20 protein-coding genes are annotated in these 25,282 nt (G+C 63.9%); 9 read left to right on the top strand and 11 right to left on the bottom strand.

Going from position 1 to position 25,282, the window contains the following annotated elements; genetic code table 11:
* The first annotated feature begins 39 nt into the window (after positions 1-39).
* On the top strand, positions 40-852 hold the full coding sequence (locus ACP699_RS00365; protein ID WP_183150332.1) for a GIY-YIG nuclease family protein: 813 nt from the start codon (positions 40-42) through the stop codon (positions 850-852).
* A 27-nt stretch (positions 853-879) separates the two neighbouring features.
* Here ACP699_RS00365 and ACP699_RS00360 read toward each other — a convergent pair whose 3' ends face one another.
* The 3 genes from ACP699_RS00360 to ACP699_RS00350 form a co-directional block, all read right to left on the bottom strand.
* Positions 880-2,886, bottom strand: coding sequence for an ATP-binding protein (locus ACP699_RS00360; RefSeq protein ID WP_183150333.1), 2,007 nt, complete (start codon positions 2,884-2,886; stop codon positions 880-882).
* A gap of 353 nt (positions 2,887-3,239) precedes the next feature.
* Positions 3,240-4,241: an IS481 family transposase gene (locus ACP699_RS00355; RefSeq protein ID WP_426168225.1), complete on the bottom strand. Its 1,002-nt coding sequence runs from the start codon at positions 4,239-4,241 to the stop codon at positions 3,240-3,242.
* A 48-nt stretch (positions 4,242-4,289) separates the two neighbouring features.
* Positions 4,290-5,840 (bottom strand): MFS transporter, encoded by a 1,551-nt coding sequence (locus tag ACP699_RS00350; RefSeq protein WP_426168222.1) that lies wholly within the window; start codon positions 5,838-5,840, stop codon positions 4,290-4,292.
* A gap of 52 nt (positions 5,841-5,892) precedes the next feature.
* Between ACP699_RS00350 and ACP699_RS00345 the strand changes: the two genes are divergently transcribed.
* Positions 5,893-6,285, top strand: a complete 393-nt coding sequence (locus ACP699_RS00345; RefSeq protein WP_426168219.1) for a MerR family DNA-binding transcriptional regulator — start codon at positions 5,893-5,895, stop codon at positions 6,283-6,285.
* 471 nt (positions 6,286-6,756) lie between these two features.
* Here ACP699_RS00345 and ACP699_RS00340 read toward each other — a convergent pair whose 3' ends face one another.
* The 4 genes from ACP699_RS00340 to ACP699_RS00325 form a co-directional block, all read right to left on the bottom strand.
* Complete coding sequence (locus ACP699_RS00340) at positions 6,757-7,278, bottom strand: glyoxalase superfamily protein (RefSeq protein ID WP_220173451.1); 522 nt, start codon at positions 7,276-7,278, stop codon at positions 6,757-6,759.
* Positions 7,279-7,490: 212 nt separating this feature from the next.
* Positions 7,491-8,069: a hypothetical protein gene (locus ACP699_RS00335; protein WP_183150353.1), complete on the bottom strand. Its 579-nt coding sequence runs from the start codon at positions 8,067-8,069 to the stop codon at positions 7,491-7,493.
* Entirely contained in the window at positions 8,066-8,896 is an 831-nt protein-coding gene (locus tag ACP699_RS00330) for an NAD(P)H-binding protein (protein ID WP_426168214.1), read from the bottom strand. The genes ACP699_RS00335 and ACP699_RS00330 overlap by 4 nt, the downstream gene beginning before the upstream one ends.
* Positions 8,893-9,507 carry a TetR/AcrR family transcriptional regulator gene (locus ACP699_RS00325; protein WP_426168211.1) on the bottom strand — a complete coding sequence of 205 codons (615 nt, stop codon included), beginning with the start codon at positions 9,505-9,507 and terminating at the stop codon, positions 8,893-8,895. The genes ACP699_RS00330 and ACP699_RS00325 overlap by 4 nt, the downstream gene beginning before the upstream one ends.
* A gap of 97 nt (positions 9,508-9,604) precedes the next feature.
* Between ACP699_RS00325 and ACP699_RS00320 the strand changes: the two genes are divergently transcribed.
* The gene (locus ACP699_RS00320; RefSeq protein WP_426168208.1) at positions 9,605-9,988 is read left to right on the top strand and encodes a hypothetical protein; all 384 of its coding nucleotides are present in this window, start codon (positions 9,605-9,607) and stop codon (positions 9,986-9,988) included.
* Positions 9,985-10,428, top strand: a complete 444-nt coding sequence (locus ACP699_RS00315) for a MarR family winged helix-turn-helix transcriptional regulator (protein WP_183150357.1) — start codon at positions 9,985-9,987, stop codon at positions 10,426-10,428. The genes ACP699_RS00320 and ACP699_RS00315 overlap by 4 nt, the downstream gene beginning before the upstream one ends.
* Before the next feature lie 15 nt (positions 10,429-10,443).
* On the opposite strand, the gene ACP699_RS00310 is transcribed toward ACP699_RS00315, so the two are convergent.
* Positions 10,444-10,878 carry a protein-tyrosine phosphatase family protein gene (locus ACP699_RS00310; RefSeq protein WP_183150358.1) on the bottom strand — a complete coding sequence of 145 codons (435 nt, stop codon included), beginning with the start codon at positions 10,876-10,878 and terminating at the stop codon, positions 10,444-10,446.
* Positions 10,879-11,104: 226 nt separating this feature from the next.
* Here ACP699_RS00310 and ACP699_RS00305 point away from each other — a divergent pair, with 226 nt between their 5' ends.
* The gene (locus tag ACP699_RS00305) at positions 11,105-12,760 is read left to right on the top strand and encodes an ABC-F family ATP-binding cassette domain-containing protein (RefSeq protein ID WP_426168203.1); all 1,656 of its coding nucleotides are present in this window, start codon (positions 11,105-11,107) and stop codon (positions 12,758-12,760) included.
* On the top strand, positions 12,757-14,022 hold the full coding sequence (locus ACP699_RS00300) for an MFS transporter (RefSeq protein WP_183150360.1): 1,266 nt from the start codon (positions 12,757-12,759) through the stop codon (positions 14,020-14,022). Before ACP699_RS00305 ends, ACP699_RS00300 begins: the two co-directional genes overlap by 4 nt.
* 328 nt (positions 14,023-14,350) lie before the next feature.
* Here ACP699_RS00300 and ACP699_RS00295 read toward each other — a convergent pair whose 3' ends face one another.
* Entirely contained in the window at positions 14,351-14,686 is a 336-nt protein-coding gene (locus ACP699_RS00295) for a hypothetical protein (RefSeq protein ID WP_183150361.1), read from the bottom strand.
* A gap of 202 nt (positions 14,687-14,888) precedes the next feature.
* Positions 14,889-18,398 carry a MobF family relaxase gene (mobF, locus tag ACP699_RS00290; protein ID WP_426168199.1) on the bottom strand — a complete coding sequence of 1,170 codons (3,510 nt, stop codon included), beginning with the start codon at positions 18,396-18,398 and terminating at the stop codon, positions 14,889-14,891.
* Positions 18,399-18,584: 186 nt separating this feature from the next.
* Here mobF and ACP699_RS00285 point away from each other — a divergent pair, with 186 nt between their 5' ends.
* Positions 18,585-19,229, top strand: coding sequence for a class I SAM-dependent methyltransferase (locus tag ACP699_RS00285; RefSeq protein WP_220173453.1), 645 nt, complete (start codon positions 18,585-18,587; stop codon positions 19,227-19,229).
* A gap of 255 nt (positions 19,230-19,484) precedes the next feature.
* On the top strand, positions 19,485-20,561 hold the full coding sequence (locus ACP699_RS00280; RefSeq protein WP_426168196.1) for a DNA-methyltransferase: 1,077 nt from the start codon (positions 19,485-19,487) through the stop codon (positions 20,559-20,561).
* 125 nt (positions 20,562-20,686) lie between these two features.
* Here ACP699_RS00280 and ACP699_RS00275 read toward each other — a convergent pair whose 3' ends face one another.
* On the bottom strand, positions 20,687-21,622 hold the full coding sequence (locus ACP699_RS00275; RefSeq protein WP_183150364.1) for a LysR family transcriptional regulator: 936 nt from the start codon (positions 21,620-21,622) through the stop codon (positions 20,687-20,689).
* 125 nt (positions 21,623-21,747) lie between these two features.
* On the opposite strand from ACP699_RS00275, the gene dnaE reads away from it, so the two are divergent.
* Positions 21,748-25,275: a DNA polymerase III subunit alpha gene (gene dnaE / locus ACP699_RS00270; RefSeq protein ID WP_183150365.1), complete on the top strand. Its 3,528-nt coding sequence runs from the start codon at positions 21,748-21,750 to the stop codon at positions 25,273-25,275.
* Positions 25,276-25,282 lie beyond the last annotated feature (7 nt).

Raw genomic sequence — 25,282 nt, 5'->3', positions numbered from 1 at the left:
ATGGGCGGTCGACGTTGAGGAAGCAGGAGCGATTCACCAATGGCGCTAACTCTCGGACCGCTGCTGCTCGACGCGGGAATCGACCCAGCTCGGGCTCTCGTGATTCGCCATGCCTTTGCGCAGGAGTCTGAGGAGAGCGGCCTGACGGGACTTCACGCGGACTCGACGCATGCGGAGATTCTCGAATACACGCGCAACCAATCCGCGGACACGAAGCGATTCCCGGCCGTACCGCCGGGCATGTGGGTGGTCTTCATCAAGGAAGGCGGCGACCAGGCGCGACTTTGGTCGGTCGTCGAGAACCGCAGTGAAATCGCGAACAATGGGATCATCCGAACGTTCGACGTGGTTGAGTCCGAGTTAATGGCGGACCTGCGAAACCGGCTAGTGATCGGGTGGCGATCCCCCCGCACCTGGCGAATTAACGCGACCACCGCAGCGAGCTATCCCGTCGTAGGAATTGCAGATGCCGAGCCGATCCCCTTCCCAGGTTTCGACCGGCTCGTCCTGAGTCATGCGCGGCTGCAAGCGGTGATGCGTGAGCACCGCTACGCGTCGTGGCGTACGGCGTTGGCTTCGGTCGTCGGCATATACCTCATCACCGACACTGACGACGGGCGTCACTATGTCGGCAAGGCGGATGGTGCAGAGAGCATTCGTCAGCGCTGGAACGCGTACGCGACGAACGGTCACGGAGGGAACGTCGAACTACGCAGGCTGGACCCGTCCAGCTTCCGGTTCTCGCTGCTGCGCGTGTTCGACCCGTCGACGCCCACTCGGGACATCGATGCGGCTGAAAGTCACTTCAAGGACGCTCTCGACAGTCGCCGACACGGCTTGAACCGAAACTAGGCATCACGTCCAACCGAACCGGCCCAGCTAGCTATCGCCGCCGCGGGGCTCCTCGTCAGCGGCCAAATTATCCGGGATCAACTCCGAATATTCCTCACGGATGAATGCCAGGCCCTCGGCGAGCGAGGGGTCGAACTCGAGAGAGCTGGTCACGAAGTCCAAGCGTCTCTTGTTCTCATCGATGATGTCTCGCCAGCGGCGCACGTACGCTCGCACGGTCGGACGGCCGGGCTTTTTGTCGGGTTCGAAGACCAGTCCAAGTTCGCGGTCGGATCCGATGATCGAGTTGTCCATGACACTGTCGTAGTCGGTGACCACGAGGATGACTTCCCAAACCGAGCGGTCGCTCGCGAACGCGGCGTTGTCGGCGACGACGTTGATGTAGTCCTCGATCTGGTTCCGCTCGGTGCGTCCAGCAGTGATGCCCGGCGCCTTCAGTTCGATCACGAGATGACGGATTCGGTCGTGTTCCTTTGCCTTGACGGCGAGGTGGAGATCTATTCGTCCACTCTTGCCGTCCCATCGTTTGACGGGCTCGGCTTTGCCTGTCGGCAAGCCTTCGAGCTTGAGGTGCGTCCGCAGCATCTGTGTGAGCCCTCGCTCACTGTTCATGAAGTGGTATTCCTCGCCGAAGATCCAGAGCTCGTGCTCGAGAATCTTGTGGAGGTGGTCGCGTTCGCCAACCTTCTTCGAGTCGTCTGGGTCGAAGAGCAGGTGCTCGAGCCCGGCGAGAAATTTCGTGCGACTTGTCACGAGGTTGGCGGCTCGGATCACACCTGCGAGCGTTGTCTCGCTGAGCAGCTTGGTGAGTGCCTGTCGATCTTGCTCGGTGAGGGCGACGAACTCGCTGACCAGCAGGGCCAAGTTCTCCGGATCAGTCTTCAACGCATCGCGAAGAAGGTTCAGGGTCAGCTGTGCTCCGTCTTTCCGCTTCGGGATCTGCGGCACGAGGGCACTAGACACGATGTCGAAGACAGCTCGCTCGGCCTTGTCGGCTTCAGTCGTAGGCTCCGCCTCGTACGGGTAGATACCCTTCGACTTCCACTCGTCGATTTGATCCCGACGGCGCGAACGACGCCGAGACGCGAAGTGCTCGCGGACCGCAGTCTTGGTGGCACGCCAAACGGCGCCGGCCGGGTCTGGAGCCATCTCGCCGAGTCCGAGCTCCGACAGCGAGTCGACGTCGAAGCCGTTCCAAGTGACGTAGGCCGAGTAGGCCGTCTGGCTCTCGAGTTCGGCTCCCGACATTTCGACGACGAATCGCTCCGCGTCCTCACCGAAGTAGATCGCGCGATGCTTGCCCGTGCGCCATTCGATGATGCGGATTGAGAGCGCAGCGTCCTGGATGACGTCGAGGCCCACTTCGACAGTGGTGTCATCCAAGATCTCGTCGCTCGGGTTGAGCTTCGAGCCGTCGAAGATCACCGTCAGCGAGTCGTCGTTGAGAAGCACTGGGGCGAAGTGAGACGTGAGCGTCGCGAGGGTCGTGTCGCTGAGGAGGGAGTTGAGGCTGCGGTCCTGTTCGTTCAGAGCTGTCACGACCGTGCCGGTCGTCGCCTCCGTCGAAGGTGAAGCTTCCCAACTGAAGGGCTCTGCCCGCTCCTTGGCACCCTCGATGACGACACGTTCTCTCTCGCCGGTCGTGTTGACGCTCTCGCTCGCCCACGTCACCCGTGAGCCGAGCGCGAAGGCGCGCAGGCGACCCTCGCCCAGCTTCCCGTGCAGGCCGCGCTTGTCGTTCTTGGAGCGGCTGGCGAGCGCCTTCCATGACCCGCCAATACGCCCGAACGTGGCTTGCACCTCGTCCGACGTGATTCCGTGACCGTCGTCCTCGACGGTCACACGCTCGATGGCGTCCATATCGGTTCGCGCCAACTGCACTCGAATAGTGTCGGCCTCGGCGTCGATGGCGTTCCACACAAGCTCGACGACCGCGCGAACGGGATCGCGCTCGCGCGCGAGGCGCGTGACTAGATCGCCGCCTGCTGACAGTGGAAGGTCCCTCACCAGACTCACTGTAGGGCCAACGCTCATGCTGAGCCCGTCGACTCAGTCAGTGAAGGGCGGCTCATCGCCCCACATACCGGAGGCGCCGCGATTTCCTGCACCACTGCCTCCGCGGTTCGCCGATACCGACGGGCTCGCGATCCTCGAGGAGTGCGTGGAGCGATAGACAATGCGCTCCCCCACGATCGTGCCCGCGTAGCGTCCCGAAGGGTCGAATACGTAGTCGCCCTTGATTTTGCCCACGTATGTTCCCGAGCGCGCAAACAACTTGTCACCGCTACGTCGAAGCGGACGGCCATTCTTCGTGTATAGGTCTGCCACGGGATCATTGTGCCCGGGACCTCCGACATTGGCCGACGAAGTGGGGAGTCTCGGTGCCACTAACTGTATGAGGCCAGGACCTTGTTGACGCGCAAGGGCGTCGCGGAAGCAGGTGGTTTGCCGCCATGCGCGCCGTGGGGCCGGTGATAGTTGTAGTGCAGGTTCCAGGTCTCCAGAGCTCTCTCGCGCTGCTGCTCCGAAGTCCAGGTTCTCGCGTAGAGGAACTCCTCGGCGAGGATTCGGTTATAGCGTTCGACCTTGCCGTTGTGTCGCGGCGTGTAGGGCGCGATCCGCTGATGCCGTGCGTGTGCGACGGTCTCGGCGAACACTTTCGAGCGGTAACACGCGCCGTTGTCCGTAACGATGCGCTCTATCGTGGTGATCCCATGCGCGGCGAACCATTCCCTCACGCGGTTGAGGAAACCTGCAGCGGTGGCACCCTTCTCGTCGTCCAGGGCCTCGGTGTAGGCGAGGCGCGTGTATCCGTCGACGGCAGAGTGCAAGTAGACGTAGCCTGCGCGTGTGCTGCGCGATTTCGTTCGCTCGACCGCTCGGGCCTGTGCGCTGCCACGTCCATGAACGCGCCAACCGCCGCCATTCGGGATGCGTCCGACCTTCTTCACGTCGATATGAACCATGTGCCCGGGGCGTTCAGCGACGATGGGCTTTCGCTCGCGGTTTGATACTCCGCTCGGATCGATGAAGCTACGCCGGTTCAGGCCGAGCTGCGCGAGGATTCGCGTGATCGTGCGCCGGCTGACGGCGACACCCTCCTGCGCCAGCTCGAACTCGATTCTCGATGCCGACCACTTGTAGTCACTGCGCAACCGTTCGATGTGTGCAACGAGCTGGCCCCCTTTTGCGGTGGGTTGATGTAGCGGGGTTGAGGAACGGTCTTGCAGTCCGAGCTCGCCGAACTGCCGGTACCTGTTCACCCATTTCGAGGCCGTAGCGCGTGAGATTCCCATCTCGGAGGCGACGTGCGCGATCGGGCGCGTCTGGCACCTCTTTACTAGTCGGCGGCGGCCTTCGATGGTCAATGGAGCGTTGGCGTGCGTCATCTGGCCGTCACCCAGAACAGACGTGTCCGAGTCTGTACACCAGCCTCGTCAGTCATTACTCGTTGGCCGGCTCACTGCGTCCGGTGTTGATTCGGTGGCTTGGGAATCGCGAAGCGCTCGGCCTCGCGTCGAGATCGTTACGACGATGGCGAGGGTGAGAAGCAGAACGCCGGCACCGGCGGTGATGGCGGACTGTCCTGCGTTGAAAGCTGATTGCGCCGCCTCCAATAGCGTCTTCCCGACCGTTTCGGGAAGGGTGTCGGCAGTTGCGACGGCGTTCTGGAGTGACTGCCCGGCTTGCTCGGCATCGCTGGCACTTAGCTCTGATGGAAGCGAGAGTCCGTTGCGGTAGACCACCGATGCGGCAGTGCCGAGGACAGCGATGCTCAGCGCTGCGCCGAGTTCGGAACTGGTCTCTGAGAGCGCCGAAGCCGACCCCGCGTGATCGGGCGGCGCGGCAGCGACGGTGAGGTCAGTGGCCAGGGAGAGAAACGCGGTCACGCCAACGCTCATTGCGACACCGCCCAGCAGCACCAAGACGAGTGACTGCGTGGGGGTGGCCAACGCGATGCCGAACAAGCCAACGCTTGCGGCACCCAGCCCGAGGACGATGACCCGCGGTTTCGATAGCTTGGTGATGAGGATGCTGGCCAGAATCGCGCCGCCGATCCCGAACAAGGCCATCGGAATCATCGCCAGTGATGCAAGCAGCGGAGAGAGGCCGAGTACGAGTTGGAGGTACTGGGCCAGCGACATGTTCGGCCCGGTGAGGGCGAACATTCCGACCGCGACGATCAGCAGTCCGAGCCTGACGCCGGGCACGCGGATCAGGTCGCGGTCGATCAGGGGATGCCGTGCGCGGCGCTGGTGCCACGCGAACCCGACACCCGCTGCCAGCGTGAGAGCGAGCAGCAGCCACTCGGCCACACCCCAGACGCCGGAGGTTGCTTGCTTCAGCAAGGCCATCGCGGAGACGACCAGCGCGAGACCGATCAGAGCACCGACGAGGGGCAACGGTGCAGGTGTCTCTGCGCGAGACTCCGCGACCCATCGCCGCAACCCGAGCAGCAGGAGCACCACGACGGGAGCATTGATGATGAACACCGACCCCCAGGGGAAGAACTCAAGCAGCCCGCCAGCGACCACCGGCCCCAGCGCACCGCCCGCCGCGAACGCCGCCGTCCACAGGCCGATGGCTCTGGCGCGTTGCTGTTCGTCGGTGAACGTCGTGCGGATGAGCGCAAGCGTCGAGGGCATCAGCGTGGCACCACCGACCCCCATCATCGCGCGAGCGAAGATCAGCCACCCCGCGGAGGTCGAGAACGCCGCAGCCAACGACGCGAGACCGAACAGTACCGCCCCGATCACGAGCAGGCGGCGGCGTCCGATGCGATCCCCGAGCCTGCCCGCCGGAATCAGCAGCGCAGCTAGGACGAACCCATACACGTCCATGATCCACAGCAGTTGTGAACCCGACGGGCGCAACTGCTGACTCAGCGAGGGCACCGCGAGATACAGCACTGTGAGGTCCATCGAAACCACCACGACCGGCAGCAGCAACGTGGTCAAGGCCAGACGCTGGCGCGTACTCATCTTCATAGCCACGACGCTAGAACTTGAACATTGGTTGAAGTCAAGACATGCTGGAAGCATGACTACCATCGAGACTCACGCCCCCGAGTTGCTGACGGTAGGCGAGACGGCTGAACTCAGCGGCACCGCAACCTCAGCGATCCGCTTCTACGAGCGGCAAGGACTGATCGAGTCACAGCGCACCTCCGGCAACCAGCGCCGCTACCAGCCCTGGGTTCCCTGCGTGGTTCGCGTAGCCCGAGTGGCCCAGCGCGTTGGGTTGTCCGTGCAGGAGATCGCCAAGGTGCTGGAGGATGTTCCGGACGAGCCGACACCCGAGGACTGGCAGCGACTGACCGACCACCTCATCGCTGACGCCGAACGCCGGATCGCCGAACTCCACGCCGTGCTCGCAGACCTGAAATCCGAGGCCAAGCGCTGCGATCTCTCCGGCGGACCTATGCGCCAGTGAAGCGCAAATCAGACGGGATGACCGGGCTGCTTGGTAGGCAGTGTTCTTCACGCAGTTACGAGGACCGCCGCCGAGGCCGAAGGTTCCGGGCGTAAACGACCTCATGGCCAGCAACAACTAACCGAGGAGCAGAAGGAAGCCCGGGCCGCAAAGCGTCGGATGACGGCTGCGCTGAAGGAGGAAGCGCGAGCGAACGCCTCATCCCCCGTCAGCTCGCTACGAACGGCGCTCTCCATGAGGGCGCGCGGCACCCGGCCGGTAACCTCCTCGCCAGCCAACGCGAGAGCTGCATCGAAGAACGCCAAGCGCTCGGGCGGAGTCGCGCGTGCCTGCGGTACGGCGTCGAGCGAACCAGCTTGCTCCGAAACGGTCGGTAGTGATTTTCGGAACGTGAGAGGTTTCGGCACGGCGTGTCGACGTCGCCGCGCTGAACCTGGTCGACGTGCCGTAATCGATCGTTTCCGGCACGCCCTACTCCGGCTCGCAGAATCGAAGCTCGTTCCCGAACGGATCAATGATGGTCATCGTCGGCCCACCCGGCGCATCTCGGTCAATGCCCGGCCGAAGCTTGCCCGCAGCGCCCCTCGTTACGTGCGATCGGTAGTCGTCGAGGTTGCGGGTCGGCACCCAAACAACGGACCCAGGTGTGCCGTCCCCGTGGTGCTCGCTGAGGCCCAACGAGGTATCACCGCGACTGACTCCGAGGAAGGTCGGCAGACCAGGTTCGAATTGGTACTCGAAGTCGATCGTGAACCCCAGAACATCGACGTAGAACGAGCGGGCAAGGTCCACGTCGAACACGCGCAGGACCGGCATCGCTGGACCGAATCCTGGTTGCTTGTACTGTGCTGCAAGCTCGTTCCAGTCAGCGAAACCGAGGGTCCGCGACAGGAGGTCGAGACTCTGACCGTGGGACAGGTCGACGCCGTTCGGCAGGGAGTCGCGTAGCGATCGCGCGAGAGTCTTAGCTTCGTCAATGGTGAGAGGGATCACGGTTGCTCCTTGTTATCGAGCGGCCGTCCTGGTGCTCGCATTGCCAGAGTCGCCGTGCTCGAACGAGGATGCACGCGGATCGAATCGAAGCGACGCGTTCACCATGCCGAAGCTGCGAGCGGCGGGTACGTCAACCCACACCAACCCTAGCAAGACCCCTCATCCGAAACGATCAGTTCTGGCCGGATGTGGAGTCCCCAAACGCGGAGACCTCAGCGGCCCGCACGGTAGGCGAGGTAGCTCGACCCGCGCGGTGCAATTTCGTAGCCCTCGGGCAGGCTCCGGGTGAGTCCGAGTTCTTTGAGCTTGCGGACGTTGCGTTTGAAGGTTTCCTTGTCCATGTCGCCGCGCAGCGATTCTGCGTGCTGGCCGGGCCGCTCCTGGATGAGTCGGAGTGTCCGTAGTGCCCATGCGCCGTGAAGGGGGCGCTGATCGAGTCGCCGGAGGCGTCGGTCGATCTCGGTGCAGTCGTCCTCGGTGAGGGCGGCGTCGTTGCCCAGTTCTGTGCGCGGGTCGGGGCCGGCCGCTGCCAGCTCGATCCTGAATACGGGGTCTCCCTCATCGCCGCGAAAGGTTCCGACAAGCGCCTCAACCGATGCCGCTCCGGCGGCCTCGGCGTCCCGAACGGTTATGTCGTGAGCGGCGACGATCGAGACGTCACCGATGGTCACCACCCCGGCTGTGCTGCGAAAGGTGGAGCCGGGTCGAACGCGGGGCTTCATCCACCGTCGAAAGGCGAGCGTGATGCTGCCGGCGGCGACGCCGGCCGCCACGCGGTCGGTCAGGATCATGCGCCAGGGGCGGCCGCGTACTCAGCCAGCGTGCGTAGGGGCCGGCCGAGTAGGTCGGTGGCGTCGGGCGTGGTGTGTGCGTTCGCGCCGCTCGCGATGACGGAGTAGAGCCCACTGAGAGTGTCGACGTACTCCGGGTGCCATCCCAGCGCCGCGGCAGATCGTCGGAACTCCTCATCGGAAACCGGCTCGTAGGCGGTGACCGGGAGCCCTGCCTGTGCGGTGATCGCTGCCGCCTGGGTGAATGTCAGGGCTTCCTCACCGGTGACGTCGTACTCTCGGTTGCCGTGGGTGCCCCTAAGCGCGGTGACGCTCACGGCGGCAATGTCGTTCGCATCGATGAAGCTCACTGCCGCTTCCCCCGCGGGGATGCGCAAAACTCCGTGGTTCGCCACAGCGAGGTCGCGCAGCGACCCTTCGGTGAAGTTCTGATGGAACCAATTCGGGCGGACGATCGACCACTCGAAATCGCTCTCCTGCAACCTCAGCTCGACCGCGCGCTGGTCAACCTCGCTCGGAGCGTAATTCATCCCAAGTGCCGTCATGAGCACTACCCGGCGCACCCCGGCCTGGCTCGCGGCCTCGAGAAATGCTTGCGCTTGGTCTCCGATGCGGGCAACGGATCGGTGCCCGTCATCACCACCCGGCAGGACGAAGAACAACGCTTCAACGCCGCTGAGTGCCGGCGTCCACGTGGCCGGGATCGACCAGTCGAGAGGAATGTCACTGCGCCGCGTTCCTGCGCGAGCTGCGCGACCATCCGCGAGGAGCTGAGCGAGGACGCGGCTCCCCACCTTGCCCGTTGCACCCGTCACCAGAACGGTCATGAGCGCACCCCCAGCACCCCACGAAGCTGCGCATGAACCACTCCACGGTGAGCATCCGTCGCCTGGGTGTGCAGGGCTAGAACCGTGGGAACCATGCGACCATCCAGAGTCGCGATCAGAACGTCCACGATCGCATCCACATCGGTCACGGGAACGAAATCACCGGCACGGCTTCCTGCGTTGATCGCGTCAGCGAAAGGTGCCCGGTAGCGTGCGGCCAGCGTCTCGCTGTGACGACGTAGCTCGTCGTCGTGAGCTGCTGCACCCCAGAACTCCATCAACATCCGCCAAGCCCTGACAGGCGTGTTCAACCCGTAGTCAACCAGCGCTGACAACCGCTCCCAGCTCCCATCGGCCACCTGGCCGGCTGATCGCTCCATCGCCTCAACTTCCGAGGCCGTGGATCGCAGAAGCGCCTCGACCAGCATGTCTTCCCGGCTGCCGAAGTAGACCTGCAACGTGCTCACCGCGATACCACTCACCGCCGCAACATCTTTGAATCGCGTGCCCTCATAACCCCGCTCGACCAGCACGGTCACCGCAGCATCAAGAGCTGTCTCCCGCCGACGTCCCGTGCCGGCTCTCCGCTGTCGCGTCTCTACAATCGTCATGCATATACGGTATCACCGTACCGATTTTCGGTAGCAACGAATTTTGGGCTCAATCCTTCCCGTGCCTAAATGAATGCGAGTCGCATACACTTTGAGGATGAGTGCAGTAGAGACAGAGGCCGCGATCGGCCGGTGGCATGACGCGGTGAACAGCAAAGACCTGACGGCCGCCCTCGGCACCGTCACTAACCCCGTCGTCATCAATGGCCCGAAGGTGGCCGGGCCGATCACCGATGAGGGTTTCGTCAAGTGGATCACTCGGTCAGGAATCACCCTGCGGCCGCGCTCGTATCACCCGATCACCGATCGGGTGATCGTCGTCGAGCAAGACGCTCAATGGCCGGCGGACGCGGAGCCCACACGGTTAGCGACGTTGTTCCGAGCCACTGGCGATCAGGTGTCGGCCGCGCTGCACTTTCCCGCGCTGCGGGAGGCGTTGGAGTTCGCCTACCTGTACACTGAACTTGCGGCCACAGAATGAGCGAGCCCGGGGCCGGTCGAGCACTGTTCTCGTTCGTGCGGCACTGGTCGCGACGCTGGAACGGAACCGCTGACGGCGAGCGTGCAGCTCGCGGCCGCGACGTTCTCGCGGTCGAGGCCGTCAACGCACTCTCGCACGGCAGCGACCCGACAGTGAATGACGTTGCGGCCGAGCTGGGGCTCGATCAGTCGAACGCTTCGCGGCTGCTGACGCATGCAGCGGAGGCGGGCTACCTGGCTCTCAGTCGCTCAGCGGTCGATCGGCGGCAGCGGACGGTCACCCTCACCGCATCCGGGCACCAGCTCCTCGCCGCGGCGCACGTATGGCAAGACAGCGTGTTTGAAGCACTCACGGCGGAATGGACCGACGGCGAACGCGCAGCGTTCGAACAGGCCATGCGCCGCCTGGTCGAAAAGTCACCCGACCTCAGCAGCTCCTAGACGATCGTTGATGGGTCAGAGCTGTAGATGTGCCTCGCGCACGAACCGGCGTTGCCAGGGAGTTTCGACCGCGTTGTGCCGATAGGCAGCGCGCACCCATGCCACGGCCTCATCGGCCGGCACCCCGTCGTATCGCGCGAGGATGGCCAGAGCGGTTCCCGTTCGCCCCGTACCGCCACCGCAAGCAATTTCCACCCTCTCGGTGGCCGACCGGTCATAAGCCTCTCGTAGGGCGGATAGTGCGCTCGACGGCTCTCTGGGTAGACGAAAGTCCGGCCACGCAATCCACTGCGATTGCCAAGTCTCCTGGTGCAGGCGGGCCGTGAGATACACCCCGAAATCCGGCGCGTTAGCCGCGTCGACCGGGCCGCTTCTCAGCCCGCGCCCGCGCACCAGTCGACCACTCGGCAAGGACACCACACCGCTCAGCCCAGCCGCCCACGGTTCCATCTGTACATCGTCGCATCGTCGATCGTTTGCGGGACGCCGCGGCGGTCCCGTACGATCGAAGGGTGCATTTGTTGTTCCTCTGACGGCTGAGTGAGGCCCACCGCGCTCGTTGAGTAATCCGAGCATGCGGCGGCCACTCGTTCTCGACCCTCCGCGGGTCGCCGTCATCCGCGCACCCTGACCGCCCTCACGTGGGCTGGCTGGTGCGTCGTCTCGAAGGATTCGAATGCTCACCCCGACCAACCATCTACCGGCGCGCCAGCGCGCCCAACTCATCGCCTCCGACGTCTCCGTGATGCGCGGAGCGACCCGTGTCCTCAACCATGTCTACCTCACCGTGACGCCCGCCTCTCGGCTCGCGATCGTCGGGGAGAACGGGCGCGGGAAGTCCACGCTGCTCCATGTGCTCGACGGCACGCTGGCTCCTGATGCCGGCACGGTGCAGCGCACCGGAACGCTCGCGGTCGCGGAACAGGAAATGTCCGCGGACGATGACCGCACCGTGGGCCAGGCCATCGCGGAAGCGATAGCCGAACCTCTCGCGGCCCTGGCATCGCTCGACGAGGCCGCCCGTGCGCTCTCGGCCGGCAGGGCCGGCGCTGATGAGCGTTACGCGGCCGCGTTGGAGCATGCCGAAGTGCTCGATGCCTGGGACGCCGAGCGGCGGGTGCGAATAGCGCTCGACGCCCTGGACGCCGAAACCGATCCGGCCAGGCTGCTCGCTGACCTCTCTGTGGGGCAGCGGTATCGGGTGCGCCTGGCGTGCCTGCTCGGTGCGGATCATGATTTCCTGCTACTCGACGAGCCGACGAACCACCTCGACCGATCCGGCCTCGAGTTTTTGAGCTCGCAGCTCCGAGCTCGTGCCGGCGGGGTCGTCATCGTCACGCACGATCGCGCGCTGCTCTCAGACGTCGCGGAAACTATCCTCGACCTCGACCCCACTCCCGACGACCGAGTGCGTATCTACGGCAACGGGTACGCCGGGTATCGCGAGGGCCGGCAGGCCGAGCGGGAACGGTGGGAACAGGAATTCGACAGGCAACAAGCCGAGCACGCCCGACTGCAGGACAGTCTCAGTTCCGCACAGAACAGGCTCGTTTCCGGGTGGCGGCCGGAGAAGGGCACCAACAAGCACGGCCGAGCGACCCGTGCTGGCGGGCTCGTGCAGAGCGTTCACCGTCGGCAGGAACAGCTCGAAGCGCACGCCGTCACCGTGCCGGAACCGCCGCTGCATTTCCGGTTCCCCGATCTGCCGACCAGGACGGGCGCGGTGCTGCTAAGCGCGGAGCACGTCAGCGTCGCCGGCCGCCTGGCGCATCCGGTGTCGTTCTCGCTCTCGCACCGCGGCCGCCTCGTCGTGACCGGCCCGAACGGGGCCGGCAAATCGACCCTGCTCGCCGTGATCGCGGGCGAGCTGCACCCCGATACCGGCTCGGTGCGGATGCCGCAGAGCGTCCGTCTCGGATTCTTGCGACAGGAGACTGATCTGCCGCTGCAACGGCGAGCGAGCGAGGTTTACGCCGCCCACGTCGACGCTCTCGTGGCGGCGGGGACACTCACTGCCGCCGAAGCGGTCGGGCTCTCGCAGCTCGGCCTCCTGCGCGCTCGGGAGTCGAGCAAACGCATCGGTGAGCTGTCGATGGGACAGCAACGCCGACTCGACCTGGCATTGGTGCTCGCGACGAAACCACACGTCCTGCTGCTGGACGAGCCCACCAACCATCTGTCGATCGCGCTCGTCGACGAACTCACCGACGCCCTCGGAGCGACGCAAGCCGCCGTGGTGCTCTCCACCCATGACCGGCAGCTCCTCCGCGACGTCGACGACTGGCCCCCGCTGCGCCTCGGCGCGATGACTGAGAGTGAGCCACGGGCATGAGCCGGAAGAACCCTGGCGCCCTTCGTGCGCTGCGACCCCTCGCGACCCGCGACTACCGACTGTTGTTCGCCGCCGTCGGGATCGAGGTATTCGGCACCGGCATGTGGACGATCGTCATGGTGTTCCAGGTGCTCGCCCTCAACGACAGCCCGCTGGCGTTGTCCGCCGTCGCCACGGGGATGAGTCTCGGCCTGTTCGCGTCCTCGATCCTCGGCGGAGTCGTCGCTGACCGGTTCTCGAAACGGCGCATCATCATCACCGTGCAGGGATGCACCGCCGTAGTGATGGCCGCCGTCGCGGCCCTGTCCCTCACCGGAACGATCGAGCTGTGGCACGTCGGCGTCGCCTCGTTCGCGATGGGGGCCGGCAGTGCGTTCTTCTACCCCGCCTACAGCGCCTATCTCCCCCAGGTGCTTCCGCCCGAACAGCTCCTCGCCGCAAACGGGCTCGAAGGTGCGTTGCGCCCCTCGATGGGGCAAGGACTCGGACCTGCGCTCGGCGGGATCATCGTCGGCGCGTTCTTCCCCGCGATCGGCGCTGTGATCGTGGCCGCTTCCTACGCGGTCGCCTTCGTCATCGTGCTCTTCCTGAGCCGACGCGACGAGATAGCCGGCCCCGCGACGCCTGCCGAGAAAACGAACGTGTGGGGCGACCTGCGCGCGGGCGTCCGGTACGTCGCCAGCACCCGGTGGCTACTCTGGACGCTCATCTTCGGATCATCGCTCGCCCTCATCATCCAAGGGCCCATCGAAGTTCTCCTGCCGTTCCTCACCCGCGACCGATTCGAGGACGCCGAAGCGACGTTCGGGATTCTCCTGGCAGCATTCGGGATCGGCGGCGCGGTCGGCTCGCTCGTCGTCTCCTCACTGAGACTGCCGCGCCGCTACCTGACGTTCATGATCCTCTGCTGGGGCGGCGGAACCCTCCCCCTCGTCGTGCTGGGCGTGGCCGACAACCTCGGGATCATGCTGGCGGCGCTGTTCGTCGTTGGCGCAGCGACCGGCGCGGGAGTCGTGATCTGGGGCACGCTGCTGCAACGCCTCGTGCCCGTCGACATGATCGGTCGAGTCGCAAGCCTCGACTTCTTCGTCTCGATCGCATTCATGCCCGTCTCAATCGCGATCGCCGGGCCGCTGTCGCTGATCTTCCCCGTGGAAACGATCTTCATCGTCGTTGGCGTCGTGCCGCCAGCATTGGCCGTCATAGCTCTGGCCGCGGGCCGGATGCGCAGCACCGAGCTACAACGCCCGCTCGACGCCTAGATCTAGACGGATTGTCCTGCTGCTCTTGTCCGGTGTAGCGCCCGCTGCGGACTCGCCCCGTGCATTGCGGCGTGAGAAACGACCGCAACGATTGCGGTTTCAGCCAGTCAACGTTTGCAGGCGGATAGTGATGTCGTGATGACCGAGAACTATCCGACGATAAACATGCGTCGAAGCTGGTAGATCATCACCATCCGATCGGTGCGGATCGCGCAACCATGAAAGCACCCGCACAAGTAGCCGTCATTGTCGCGGCCGTTTTCGGCCTACGATCGGCAACTGGTTCTGCGGACGTTGGGGCGTGTTCCGACGAATTCGTTCCAGGCCGCTAACGCTGGACGATGACAGCTGAGCGGGCGCGTCGTTCTTGCGACCGGGATCGCGCAAGGAGCACAAGGCTCCACGGCCCGAAGAGGATGAGCTTCAGCGCGTTCCACAGGGCGAGGAAGAACACGAGGTACAGCCACTTGCTCCACCCTTGTTCGATGAGTCCGGTACAGGTCACAGCGATCAGCAGGTAGATGACGCCGAGGAGCATCGCGGGGATGCCCCATTTGAGGCCGCGACGGGAGCGGAGCACGTCGAGGAGGATGTTGGTAGGCATCCATCTGCGGAGGAAGACGCGGGTGTGGACGCTGGCGTTCCAGAGCCGGTTCAGGAGCATGACGTGGGCCTCACTTTCGCACGCAGGACAACGGTGGTGTGGCCGGTCCTGAGTGGTTGAGTGCCCGAGGTACTTCTCGAACGGTCTGCCGTTCCCTGGTTCTGAGGGGTTGGCGCGTGGTTGCTCCTGCCACCGCCAGGATACCCAAGTGCTCAGCGAGAAGGAAGGGCGAGCACTTTGAGGCGCTCCAGCGCCACAGTGCTTAGAGGGTCGGCCCGTCCCGTCGCTGCGGGGTCTCATGGGGCTCGCTAGCGTCCTGTTGAAGGCGGGTGAGCGTGGCTCGGGTGCGTTCGTAGTCGATGCGTTGCGCATCGTCGGCGGGTACAGGCCCCAGTGGGCGAGTCGAGGTAATGCCCCATCGGTCACGGTACGCAGCAACCGCACGGACCGCGACGATGCGAGCCTCGGCGTCGAGAACGTCGAGTCCTGCCGTCCAGGGAACAGGCTGTTCGAGCGCTGCTGTGGTGAGAGTGTTAAGGCGTTGGACCATGAGGTGTTCGCGTTCTTCGAGCGCTCGCTGCATCTCGAGATCAGTGATGCCAGTAGCTCGCGGGACAACACCAGCGATGAGCCCTGCGACTCGGCGAGCGCTGGGAGGGTAGGTGCTGGTGAGCTTTTGGATCCGGTACCGCAGCATCGACCCGAGATCATCGACCTCGTCGAGGTTCCCTGCGTGCACGACCCGTGGCATGAGGTTTTCGATGTCGTGGCCGGCGGCTTCGAGACGCCGCAGCTCGGTGGTCAGGACCCCGAATGACTCGGTCTGGACGAGTTCATCGACCGCTTCGGTGGTGAGGCCACCTTGCTCAAGCAGGGCGATCCATCGGTGTTGCTGAGCTTCTTGGGCGATGGTGTCGTATTCGGCAGCCAACTGCGCAAGCGACCCCCACGCTTCGTGCTCAGTGGTGATGGTGTCGTGGGCGGATTGTTCGGCACCGACGTGTTGCAGGATGCCGTAGAGGATGCTCCTGGCGGTCATCTGCAGGTCGTCATGGTGTTGATGTTCTTCGAGGTGATGTTGGTCGGCGGCGATGTAGGCGTGGTTGGATTCCCGGCCGCGAGTCATCGCGACGTAGAAGGACTCGCGGGTCATTTCTGGTGACGAGACGATCGCGTGCGCGGTATCGACCGTGGAACCTTGTGCGCGGTGCGCGGTGATCGCGTACCCCAGCTCGACATGTTCGCTCACGTACGCGGCAGGAAGGGTGATGGTGATGCGCCATTTGGAGTGGGCGCGTCGGACCGTGAGAGATCCGTCATCGTTCGCGCGGGTCACGGTCCACCGGTCGCCGTTCTTCACCCACCCTCGCCCCATCGCGAGTCGTCGGTCGTTGTTTCGGGTGATGACCAGGTCACCGCGGGAGGCTTCGTTCCCGTCATGGAGTCGAACGCCGTCGAGGGCGACGTCGCCTGCAAGGACTCGGTCGGTGCGGGCGCGGGTGTTGAGTTCGGAGACGGTGTCGAGGGCCTCAGCGATCAACACCGACGCTTTCCCTTCGGCTTGGTCGGCACGCCACGCCTGATATGCCTGCTCGAGGATGTCCTCATATCGGCCTGGAGCGATGCGATCGTGGTCGAGGTAGGTGTCGATGACGTCGGTGTCGCCGATGCGCAGTCCGAGGGAGGCTTGTTTCTCCCACTCTTTACGGAACCGCCTCACGTCGGTGAGCTCAGGGGCATCGTCCCGGTGTCGGACGAGCATCCCGAACGCACCACCCGCATCGACCGCCGCGAGCTGCGCCCAGTCGCCGATGAGGAGCACCTTCGCACCAGCCTGCAGGGCGTGGGTGGTGATGGTGTCGAGGGCGAGGGTTCCTGCGAGTGAGGCTTCGTCGATGATGACGAGTTGGCCTGATGTGAGGTTCCAGTTGCCGTGGCGGTGTTCGTGGAGCCACTTCGCCGTGTTCTCCGTCGAGATCCCCAGATCCCCTGCCAGGACATCCGCTGCCGCCGCAGACGGCGCGAGACCGATCACAGAACCGCTGCCGTGGCGTTTCTCCCACGCTCGCCGCAACGCCGACATAGTCGTCGTCTTCCCGGTTCCTGCTGGACCGACCAACACGTCGAGGGTGCGGGCGGAGACGCCGATCTTCGTGATCGCCCGCTCCTGATCCGGTGACAACACATGCCCGTCTCGGTTCCTCTTCCGCGCCGCCTGCTCGACCCACGTAAGCGGCACCGTCGGTGCGCTCCTGTCGTTCGACGCGGTGAGGAGTCTGTCTTCGGCGGCGAGCACCTGTTCGGATGAGAACACAGTTGAGGCTTTCGGGCGGAACACGCTCGATGCGTCCGCGCGGCGGAAGGTCAGCGGGCTCGACGCGAGCTCCGGCGGAGTCAACCGCAGCGATACGCGTTCCGCGGCGTCGACGATCTGTTCGGTGACGTGATCGCGGTCAGTCGCGGACGCGAACCGGAGTCCCATCGTCTGCCGGACAGCCTCCGCGTGAAGGTTCCATCGTTTCCATGTCGCCCGCCGGTCCCCCACCCGCGCCACCACGCCTTCGGCAACCTGATCAAGGTCGCCGAGCGGAATGTCGTCCGCGCGCAGCAACGGCTCCCCCACGCTCTCGGCCAGGAGCGTTGTGGCCCACGTCGGAGCATCCTCACCGAGAAGCTCGGTCGCACGATCTCGCCACCCAGCGGTGAGGCTGCTCAGCGAGTGATGCTGCTTCGGGGGTCGAGTCTCCAATGTGGCTTGTTGTCGGAGCTGCCACAACAACTTCGGCGACGGCTGCCGCCCATGCTTCGTCACGTAGTCGGCGACGAGGCCGTCCTTGACCTGCTCGATATCGCGAGTGCGGGAGGAGAAATCGTCCATCAGCTTCTGCGGCACGCCGGCGATCTCCCACGCTGTCGACCGCCCAACGCCACGCTCCCGCGCTTCCCACCCCACCCCGAGAACCTGGGTGAGGTGGTCGGAGAGGACCGCGTTGTAGTGCTCTGACAGCCCCGTCACCGCAGCATGAATCGCCCGGGAGTCGAGGGTCCGCCATTTTCCGTCATGAACGGCCTGAACACGGTTCGCGACGACGACATGTGTGTGGAGCTGCGGATCCGATGCTCTGGAGTCGTAGTGGTCGTACGCTGTCGCGATCACACCACGGACTTCGACCTGGGCGACTGCGCCCCGCGGCCCTTTCGCGCCGATCCGGGTCATCGCGGCATCGCGCTCGAACAGCGCGATCACATCTTGGATCGCGACGTGATGCGCCTGGGCAATCAGTGCCTGTATCCCAGCGTCAGCGACCGCCCAGAGCGTCGAGACGGACTTCGGGACTGAGAACGTCAGATCGAACCCCGCCACCGGTGCGCCCGTCGGCTTCGCCGCCTCCTCGGCCTCGATCAGCGCGGTCTGGATCGCGCGCTTCTCGTCGGTGAGAGTGCCGGAGAGTTTCTCGACGCGACGATCGACACGTTCTGCGGTGGTGGCGAATTTCCGGTATGGACGACCCAGTTGCTCGCCGCTGTTCGGGTCCTGCCCGAACCCCATCAGACGCCGCAACTGCTCCTCGCTCACTGCCGTGCCCGCGGCCACGCCCCCGGGGAGCCCGACGAGCCCGGATCCTGTCCATGTGCCCGGTGGTGTCCCCGACTCGAGGTAGTACCTCGTCAGCGCAGAAGCGGCGTCACGATCCCCGTCGCCGGTGACGGCGGAGTTGAGTAGATACCGGTATCCGTCACCGGCGGTCATCACCCTGATGGAGACCGTCATATCCAGCAGGTACGCAACGACCTTCCACCGGACTACGCCGAAGAAGCGGTGCCTTTCTGCGTTTTGCAGCACGTCAGAGTGCCGCCAGTGAGCGATTGCCATGATCCGAGCCAGGCGTCAATTGCCTATCGAACGGTGTTCGGACAATCACCTCCACCGTGAAGGTGTGACGGGCCATGGAGAGCGGTGTCCTGGAAGACTGGTGATGTGGGCGACTACTGGAATCACAACACCGCATACCACGGGTGGATTCTCCGCACCGGCCTACGCGACGACGTGCGTGACGTGCTGGACGTCGGGTGCGGCGACGGATTCCTGCTGCAGCGCCTTGCACCGCACGTCACCACAGCCGTCGGCATCGAACCAGACGCGGAGACCATTGCGCGCGCACGCACCCGACTGCGCGACACCGAGAACGTTTCGCTGCAGTGCACCAGCTTTGCGTCTTTCCATCCCGGTGCTGCACGGTTCGACCTCATCACCTTTGTAGCGACACTCCACCACATGGAGCTTCAGCCGACGCTCGAGAAAGCTGCATCGTTGCTTCGCCCCGGAGGGCACCTGATGGTTGTCGGGCTCGCGGCGAACCACACCCTGGTCGACTGGATCCTCTCGGCAGCGACCCTTCCGCTCGTGAGGATCGGATCCCTCATACACCGCGAGACGGCGGACATCGGAGTCCCCATCGCAGAACCGCAGGAGAACCTCGTGGCAATCCGACAGATGAGCCGGGATATCCTTCCTGGACGCACGGTTCGCAGCGGGCTCTACTACCGGTACCTCCTTGCCTGGAAGAAACCCATCAGCACGTCGCTCACCAGACACGAGTAGCGACGGTCCAGAGGCATTCACGGTCCCATTCGATCGTTGATTGCCGATCGTGTGTGGGAGAAATCTGGCAGTGGGAATCAGCGAGGCCCGGGCACCTCGTGGAACTCTGATCTGGCGCGCGGGCGCTGACTCTCGCGTGGCATCCACGCTGGGGCTGTGTGGGCTCGACTTCGTCGGTGTGGCACGTACCTGCCGGATGAGCTTGTTCGTCGCACACGAGCGCGGACAGGCCCCGAACAGCAGGGAGCCACCGTCATGCCCGACTCCACCCCGACGCCCGCCGCACGCCTGACCGAACTACCCAAGCCGGTGTTCGCCGATGAACGGGCGACGCTCTATCTCGGTGACGCGGTCGAGCTCCTCGCGCTCCTGCCCGAAGGGAGCATCGACGCCCTGGTCACGGACCCGCCCTACGGGTTGAGCTTCAACGGGCAGGCATGGGATGACGCATCCGGGTTCCGGGAATCCCTCCCGCACATCGACACAAGTGCGATGAGTGCACCGGAGGTGTTCGAGACGTGGTGCACCGCGTGGGCTGCAGGAGCATTGCATGCGCTCAAGCCGGGTGCGTATATTGCAGCGTTCGGTGGTGCACGCACCTGGCACCGGATGGTGCGCGGGATCGAGAATGCAGGGTTCGAGATCCGCGACCAGATTGCATGGCTACACACCACCGGAATGCCCAAGAGCATGGACCTCTCGCACGCCATCGACAAGCACCACGGCACGCAACGCACCGACCGGGTCGTGCAGACCACTGATCATGACGGGGTGCTCGGCGCGACCCGCACGGTCCTGTCCAAAGGCACTCCGGTGACCGAGGACGCGCAGCGGTGGGAGGGGTGGGGTACGGCGTTGCGGCCGGCATTCGAGCCGATCATCATCGCCCGCAAACCACCCGAAGGAAACCTCGTCCGCAACGTCCTCAAGCATGGCGTCGGCGGGATCAACATCGACAACGGCAGGTTCGCTGACGGCCGGTGGCCGACGAACGTCGCTTTCGACCCCGGGCAGGCGGATGCGTTGGATGTGTTGACGGGGACGTGGCAGGGCGAATCACTGTCGCGGAAGTTCCCGATCTTCCGCCTCGACAACAAGCCCAACGCCAATGAACGCCCTCGCGCATTCGGAGTCTCGCACGCGACGGTGAAACCGCTAGCCCTGATGCGCTGGCTGATCACGCTCGTCACGCCGAGCGGAGGTGTCGTGCTAGAGCCGTTTGCAGGTTCGGGTACGACGATTGAAGCTGCTGTGCAAGCCGGGCACCGGGTGGTCGGAGCGGAGAAGGACGCATCGTATGTACCGTTGATCAGTTCGCGGATGCAGTGGTGAGCGCATCGGACGAATCCCGCAGCGGGGCGCCTGACGCGGGAGCATCACGCTGAGCCAGACGTTCGTCACCTCGCAAGCGGCGTCGATCATATGCACTTGGTGCACCCAACCATGGTCGCTGCGTGTCAATTCTTGAGCCACTCCGCCGTCCACATATCAGTGGCAACCTCTTGGGCGGTGTAGCTCTCAAGATAGGCCCGCAGTGCAGTGAGTCCGGGGTGCGGGTTGGTGTTAAGCCAGATCAGGGAGTGCGGATACACCGGTGTGGGGTTACGAATCCGGATACGCCGTAGGTCATGCTGCGTTGGCCAGAGGTACCGGTCATGGTCGCCTACCAGCGTCGCAAGGTTCGAAGAAGTGGATAGCTGATCCATGAGTGCTTCGTCTCCGAAGTGCGGACCTAAAGCATCGATTGACAGGCCAAATGCCCTCGCGAGTTGCGCGTAGAAGACGGCCCACTCACTGCCGTCAGTGATTCCTGGAACCCAGATGCGATGCCCGCCAAGCTGGCTGAGTTCGACCTCTTTGAAATTTGCGAGTGGATGGGCCGGGCCGACAAGTAGCTCGAGTGCCGAGTTGAGCGTAGGGCCGACTTCAACACCGATCGGCAGTCGCTTGCTCATATCGCAGGCGCGGAATGTTGCGTCTATCAGGCCATCGCGGACAGCTGCTACGGCACCTTCCGCGGTGTGCGAACCGAGGGTGACGACGTCAAGCGGGATCTCTTTGTTGCTTCGATAGAAGTCCTGAAGAACTACTGCCGGAGCGATACGTCGATGGACGACATCAACCCGGAGCGCTCGCGTCCCCGGCTGCACCGATTCGACCGCCCGAACTGCGATGCGGAGCAGTTCTCGGGCATGAGGCAAGAAGGCTTGTCCGTCGACCGTGAGTTCTGACCCGCGAGCCGCACGGTTGAACAACGAAACACCCAGCTCGCGCTCCAGTGCAGCTATGCGCTTCGAGACCGCTTGCTGGGTCACGTGGAGGTCCACCGCTGCCTCCTGGAACTGTCCCGCGTCGGCAGCTGCTACGAAGGTTCGCACTACTTCAACATCCACCCCCAAAGCATATCAACACAACTATTGGCTGTGGCTCGCCGCCTCCAGCGTTGTTTGCTGAACTCCATTCTTACTTGGTTCCATCGACATGAACAACAAACTGTTGTGGACAGGAGCCAGACCCGATGGCATCACAGGACTCATTCGTCCATTTGCACGTGCATAGCGAGTATTCGATGCTCGACGGCGCAGCGCGGGTGAGTCCATTGATCTCCTCCGCCGCGGAGCAGGGCATGCCTGCGATCGCGATGACCGATCACGGCAACGTGTTCGGTGCGTTCGATTTCTGGCGTGCAGCGACGGCCGCCGGGGTGAAACCGATCATCGGCACTGAGGCTTACATCACGCCGGGGACCGCGAGGCAGGATCGAACGCGAGTTCGGTGGGGTGACGGCACCGATTCGAGGGACGATGTATCCGGCAGCGGTGCATACACGCACATGACGCTCCTCGCGGAGACGACGCCCGGGATGCGCAATCTGTTCCGGCTCTCGTCACGGGCGTCGATCGAGGGTTACTACTTCAAACCACGCATGGATCGTGAGCTCCTCAGCGAGCACGGCGCGGGGCTGATCGCGACGACGGGGTGTCCGAGCGGTGAGGTTCAGACTCGGCTGAGGCTTGGCCAGTACGAGGAAGCACGCCAGGCTGCGTCGGACTTCCGTGACATCTTCGGTGCGGAGAACTACTTCTGCGAGATTATGGATCACGGCCTCGGTATCGAACGGCGGATCATGACCGACCTGCTGCGGCTGGCCGATGAGCTGTCGCTCCCGCTGGTCGCGACCAACGACCTTCACTACGTCCATGCCGATGATGCCAAGAGCCACGCCGCCTTGCTGTGTGTCCAGTCCGGAAGCACGGTGGATGATCCAAAGCGGTTCAAGTTCGATGCTGACGAGTTCTACCTGAAGTCGCCGGCGCAGATGCGCGACCTGTTCAAGGACTTCCCCAGCGCATGCGACAACACTCTGCTGATTGCGGAGCGCTGCAACGTCGAGTTCGACACCTCGGCAAACTACATGCCCCGCTTTCCCGTCCCTGTCGGCGAGACCGAGGAGACCTGGCTGGTCAAGGAGATCCAGCGCGGCCTCGCGGAACGCTATCCCGACGGGGCAAGCGCGCAGGTGCGAGAGCGCGCCGAGTACGAGACCGGGATCATCCTCCAGATGGGGTTCGCCGGGTACTTCCTCGTCGTCGCGGACTTTATCGGCTGGGCGAAGGACCACGGCATCCGAGTCGGCCCCGGTCGAGGCTCCGGCGCCGGCTCAATGGTCGCCTACGCACTGCAGATCACCGGGCTCGACCCGCTGGTGCACGACCTGATCTTCGAACGCTTCCTCAACCCCGACCGTGTATCGATGCCCGACTTCGATGTCGACTTTGACGACCGGCGTCGCGGTGAGGTGATTCGCTATGTCACTGAGAAGTACGGCGACGATCGGGTTGCGCAGATCGTCACCTACGGAACCATCAAGTCCAAGCAGGCCCTCAAAGACAGCTCCCGCGTGCTCGGCTACCCGTTCAGCACCGGTGACAAGCTCACCAAAGCGATGCCGCCGACCGTGTCGGGCAAGGACATCTCGCTAGCGGGGATCTTCAACTCCGAAGATCCCCGCTATGCCGAAGCCGCCGAGATCCGCACCCTGATCGAATCTGAGGTCGACGCGAAAGCGGTCTACGAGACCGCGGTCGGGCTGGAAGGCCTGAAACGGCAATGGGGCGTCCATGCGGCCGGAGTCATCATGTCCAGCACCCCGCTGACCGACGTCATCCCGCTCATGAAACGAGAGCAAGACGGGCAGATCGTCACGCAGTTCGACTACCCGGCTTGTGAGTCACTCGGGCTGATCAAGATGGACTTCCTCGGGCTACGCAACCTCACCATCCTCAGCGACGCGGTCGAGAACATCCGAACCAACCGTGCCGAACAAATTTCCCTGGAAGACCTACCCCTCGACGACCCTGCCGTGTTCGAGCTGATGCGCCGAGGTGACACCCTCGGCGTCATTCAATTCGACGGCGACGCAATGCGTTCACTCCTCCGCCTCGCCCAGCCCGACCACTTCGAAGACATCACCGCCGTCGGCGCGCTCTACCGACCGGGGCCGATGGGCGCAAACTCGCACATCAACTACGCACTCCGCAAGACAGGGCAGCAGGAGATCACCCCCATCCATCCCGAGCTCGCGGAACCGCTCGCCGATGTCCTTGGCAAGACCTACGGGCTGATCGTCTACCAAGAGCAAGTCATGACGATCGCGCAGGTACTTGCCGGTTTCACGCTCGGACAAGCCGACCTGCTCCGCCGCGCGATGGGCAAAAAGAAAAAGTCAGAACTCGACAAGCAGTTCGAGGCATTCTCCTCCGGGATGAAAGCCAACGGGTACAGTTTGGAGGCAGTGCGAACGCTCTGGGACATCTTGCTCCCGTTCTCCGACTATGCCTTCAACAAGGCTCACTCCGCCGCCTACGGACTCCTGAGCTACTGGACCGCGTACCTCAAAGCCCATTACCCGGCCGAGTACATGGCCGCCCTGCTCACCAGCGTCGGGGAATCCAAAGACAAGATGGCGCTCTACCTCAACGAGACCCGGCGGATGGGTATCAAGGTTCTCCCACCAGACGTGAACGAGTCCGGTCGCTACTTCGCTGCCATCGGCGAAGATATCCGGTTCGGACTCGAAGCAATCCGCAACGTAGGAGGCAACGTCGTCGCCCAGATCATCAACACTCGTGAAGCCAAAGGACGATACGCCGGCTTCCATGATTTCCTCCGCAAAGCACCCATCGATGTCGCCAACAAACGCACCGTCGAATCGCTGATCAAAGCAGGGGCGTTCGACTCGTTCGAGCATCCTCGGCGTGGACTGCTGAGCATCCACAAAGAAGCCGTCGATGCCGTCGCCGGAATCAAACGACAAGAAGCTCACGGACAGTTCGATCTCTTCGCCGCCCTCGGCGACGACGCGGAAGACTCCTTCGACACTGAGATTCCTGATCTCCCCGAGTGGAACAGGCGCGACAAACTCGCGTTCGAACGAGAAATGCTCGGACTCTACGTGTCTGACCATCCACTTCGTGGACTTGAACAGGTGCTCTCCAAACGCGCAAACACTCAGATCGCTGCGCTCCTGGGGGAAGGTTCCCCGAAGGACGGCAAGTCGGTGACCGTTGCCGGTCTTCTGACCAACGTTCAACATCGCGTCGCCAAAGCGTCCGGCAACCCTTACGCCCTCGTCCGAATCGAGGACCTCGGCGGAGAGGTCAGCACTATGTTCACCGGAAAGACCTATCAGGCCTACTCATCAGCACTTCAGGCTGACTCCGTCGTGCTCGTCAGCGGGCGAGTAAGTCTCCGCGACGACGGGGTGACAATCCACGCCGACGGCCTTGAAGAAATCGAGTCGGCCGACCACATGCAAAATCGCCCCTTTGTAATCGTCATGCCAGAGCGAGCCGCAACGGAGACTCGCATCACAGAACTCCGCGAGATCCTCATCCGACACCCCGGCCAGACTGAGTCACGCCTCAAGCTAGTCAAGACCGACACCGCGTCCCTCTTCTCCTTGACGCCCTACCCTGTCACCGTTACCGCCGACCTATACGCCGAAGTCAAGTCGCTCCTCGGAGCAAAGAGCATCGAGATGTAGTCGAGGC

It is taken from the genome of Microbacterium sp. DWRC1-3 (assembly GCF_049896645.1).
Lineage (GTDB): Bacteria > Actinomycetota > Actinomycetes > Actinomycetales > Microbacteriaceae > Microbacterium > Microbacterium maritypicum.
The sequence above is the reverse complement of the archived record's forward strand: the minus strand, read 5'-3'. Positions and strand labels throughout refer to the sequence as shown.